The organism is Mycobacterium sp. GA-1285 (assembly GCF_001499905.1).
Classification (GTDB): Bacteria; Actinomycetota; Actinomycetes; order Mycobacteriales; family Mycobacteriaceae; genus Mycobacterium.
This window is the reverse complement of record NZ_LQIS01000018.1, coordinates 1-3405: the sequence shown is the minus strand read 5'-3', so window position 1 is coordinate 3405 and position 3405 is coordinate 1. Positions and strand designations below refer to the sequence as shown.

General features: G+C 63.1%; 4 protein-coding genes. 2 read left to right on the top strand and 2 right to left on the bottom strand.

The window, feature by feature from the left end; all coding sequences use genetic code 11:
* Positions 1-419: 419 nt before the first annotated feature.
* Positions 420-1268 (bottom strand): class I SAM-dependent methyltransferase, encoded by an 849-nt coding sequence (locus tag AU193_RS12435; RefSeq protein ID WP_371259192.1) that lies wholly within the window; start codon positions 1266-1268, stop codon positions 420-422.
* Between the two features lie 171 nt (positions 1269-1439).
* Here AU193_RS12435 and AU193_RS12430 point away from each other — a divergent pair, with 171 nt between their 5' ends.
* Complete coding sequence (locus tag AU193_RS12430; protein ID WP_064422692.1) at positions 1440-1943, top strand: DUF2505 domain-containing protein; 504 nt, start codon at positions 1440-1442, stop codon at positions 1941-1943.
* A gap of 42 nt (positions 1944-1985) precedes the next feature.
* Here the strand turns inward: AU193_RS12430 and AU193_RS12425 are convergent, their stop codons facing one another.
* Complete coding sequence (locus AU193_RS12425; RefSeq protein ID WP_064422691.1) at positions 1986-2840, bottom strand: phytanoyl-CoA dioxygenase family protein; 855 nt, start codon at positions 2838-2840, stop codon at positions 1986-1988.
* A gap of 222 nt (positions 2841-3062) precedes the next feature.
* Here AU193_RS12425 and AU193_RS23125 point away from each other — a divergent pair, with 222 nt between their 5' ends.
* Positions 3063-3221: a hypothetical protein gene (locus AU193_RS23125; RefSeq protein WP_156425190.1), complete on the top strand. Its 159-nt coding sequence runs from the start codon at positions 3063-3065 to the stop codon at positions 3219-3221.
* The last annotated feature ends 184 nt before the right edge of the window (positions 3222-3405 follow it).

The window sequence follows — 3405 nt, the reverse complement described above, 5'->3', positions numbered from 1 at the left end:
TCGAGCGCCCCAATCCCCGAGGGAGAGTTCAGAAGGGAAGAATTGACGCGATCCGCCTCGCTGTGAATCGCCTGTGAGGCCACGTCGGCCGCGGGCCGAACCGACACTCTTGGACGTGGTTCTCGCATAAGCCGCGGTCTGCTAATGCGAGGTCTGAGCCTCGACAAGCCGGCACTTCTACGCGGGTTGGCCAGACGCCGCATCGCTGCTCGTCAAACCGGACGAGCCCGCTGTCATATTCATTGTTGAGCGGATCAACGCTCATCGGTTTCCCCGACCCCGAGATGGATGAACCGGACCCGACGCTACTGCAGGCGACTGGGCATATCGGCGGTTTTCAGCGAGAAATTTTCGCGTCCGTCAGAATTACTCGGAGCAGGGTGTTTGCTGCTGAATTCGGGGCCGGCGTCGGCGTCATTTCAGAACGCGTATCGAAAGATTCGATCGTAGTTTCGAGTTGTGGCAATCGCGTTCTGCATCCGGTACAGGGCTCGTGGCCGCCTGAGCGGGATCTTCTCGAACCCTGCAATGACGGAGCTTTCGTCGATGAGTCGAAGCCGGGGATCCCAGCGTGTGGGCTCACCGCCGTCGCGTGTGCCCCATTTGATGATGCCCGACCTGAGTCTGGATATCCGCGGTCCCCAAGGCGACAGGAGGTCCGCGAGGAGTACACCCGTCTGGAAGCGATCCAGTAATCGGTGCAGCAGATCCCTCACCTCGTCCGGCGCCAGATACATCAGCACGCCTTCGGCGACGATGAGCACGGATCCACCCGAGGGGAGTTCATCGATCCAGCCGTGCTCGGTTATCGATGAGCCGATCATCCGGTAGGTGTCCGACTCGCCGTACAACTTGCGGCGCAAAGCAATGACTTGCGGAAAGTCGACGTCGAACCAGCGGCCCGACGCCGGCACTGTCAAACGCATTGCGCGGCTGTTCAATCCGCAACCCACATGCAGCACCGTGGTGTCCGGACGACGGGTCAGATAGTCGGTGATGCGGGTGTCGAATTGCGCCCCCCGCAATGCCACTCCGAATTGATTGATCGCCGGACGGACGGCGCGGTGGACGCGCGGCCAGTCGTATTCGATGCGCGCGACATCCCGCGCGGCGAATCGATCGCCTAAAATCGTTGTCGGTGAACGACTTTCGCACGCACGCAGGTAAAGCATGCACAGCAGCGTCCACTCGACAGATCCCCAACGCACCGCCGTGAAGTCGACCTTGCCGTCGGAGCCGATCGGCTCCGGACTTCCCGTATCCGTCACGTCCTCCTCCAGCCCGCGACTCGAGTCTGACCGACGTGGCTGCGCGGTCAGACTAGCGGCTTGCGCTTGCGGCGACGTGGACATCGGCGATTCGGACTCGTCGGGATGGGCTCGTAGGGAGTTGCGCCGAAGCGACCTCTCCTACCGCCGACAGACATAGCGTGGGTTTTCGTGTCACGGTCATTCGACTTCGCGGTCGAATCTGCAGCCACCGTCGAACAGATTCATTCGGCGTTCTGTGCGACGGAGTACTGGCGTTCGCGGCTGAAGGCGTTCGGCGGGTTCGGGAGGTTGGATTCGCTGGTCACCAACGATGACGGGTCGGTGGACATCGTGGTCGTGCAAGACCTGCGTCGTGACGGTCTACCGAGACTGGTCGCCAGATTCTTTCCCGGTAGCTGGCGAGTGGTGCAGAACGAGAGTTGGTGCCCGGCCGCCGGGGGCAGAGTCCGCGGAAAAGTCTGCATCTCGACGCATGGGGCGCCGGGATCCGGTTCCGGCGACATACTTCTGTCTCCCGCGCCGAGCGGTTCGACGCTGGAGTGCAGCGCAACCGTGGAGTTCAGGGTGCCGTTGGTGGGGGCGAAGATCGAATTCATCATGGGCCATCTCCTGACCCAGCAGATTTCTACAATTCAGCGCTTCACGGCCGAATGGATTGCCGAGCAGGGCTGATGCGCGCGGCGAACTGAGCGAATCTCGCAGCCGTGCGCGGGGTCACGGCGCCTCCAACAGCCGCAGGGGATGTAAGCCGTCGACGGCACCGACAAACGGCGGATGGATGCTGTAGCCGATCATGCGCCGGATGTCGTCGGACACCTCGCGCGCGGTGTCGCGGGAGATCGACAGCGTGAAGGCCTCCATCGGCCGCAGCCACGGCTGGCAGTACTGGGCGGTGACGGCCAGTCGTGCCTTGTCGGTGGTGTTCGCGCCGCCGCCATGCCAGAGGGTGCCGACGAAGAAGACGCAGGAACCTGCAGGCATGACAACGGGAACCGCGAGATCATCCGGTTCCGGTCGACGCCTGCCCCAGCGGTGGCTGCCCGGGTAGAGCACCGTGGCGCCGTTGTGGGCGGTGAAGTCGTCGATCGCCCAGATAGTCGCCGCGGCAAGGGGCTCGCGTGGCCGCGGAATCGGGTAGAAGCCGTCGTCATGATGAGCCAGCTGCGCAGTTTCGCCCGGCTGGATGTTGATGGCCTGCAGCGCCGAAAGCAGATAGTTGTCCATCAACAACCGATCGAGGACCGCGAGCACCCGCGGGTGATCGACGAGCCGGTCGCAGGCCCGGGTCCTGCTCATCAGGCTGTAGACCCGCTGGGTTCGGTGCCCTTCGAACGAATTGCGGCCGGTGTGCGCGAGCCACGGCGCGACCGTCTCTTTGATGTGCCGACACTCGTCGGCGCTGAGCAGGTTCTCCCAGATGAGGTAGCCGTCGCGGTCGAGGGCCGCCATATCGGCGTCGACGATCGCCGGGTCGACCGAGGCGCCGCTGCTGGGTGTCCACTTGTGTCGGCGTGCCAGATCGTTCCTGAGGTCGTCGAGCGTGGTGACCGGATCGTCGTCGATGCTCATCAGCAGTCCTTACCGGCCGACGTGTGTTCGGCGGCCTACTCGGAACATTGGACCTCACTCGAGCAGCGGTCAAGGGTTTGCGGGCGACACCTATGGCACTCAAGGCTGCTTCCCGATAAGCATTCGGCCCTTACCCCACGGATAGGTAAAGCTGACCTCGAGGGTCCGAAGTCTGGCCCAGCAGCCATTCTCGGGGACCCTGCAAGCGACGACGATCGTGTCATGATCACAACCGTCACGACCGGCCGTCCGCCCGTCGACAAGACGACGAGGACCGGTGCCGTCGACTGGCTCGCACTCGCTGAGGAAGTCTTCCCCGCCGAAGCATTGCGCACTGCATTGGCAACGGTCACGCCGGCCAATGCTGCCCGGTCGCGCTGAACCCGGACCTTTTCGCTGGCCTTCCAGTCCAGCGTGCGAGGGCGCCGACGAAAACGAATCGATCGGAGCCCGCACGGTCTAACTGAATTGGCTCAGATCACGACGAACTAGTGTCCTGAGTCATTAATTCGTCCGCTCTTGTTAGAGTAGGTGATGCCGTCACCGCGAGCTGCTGACATTGTGT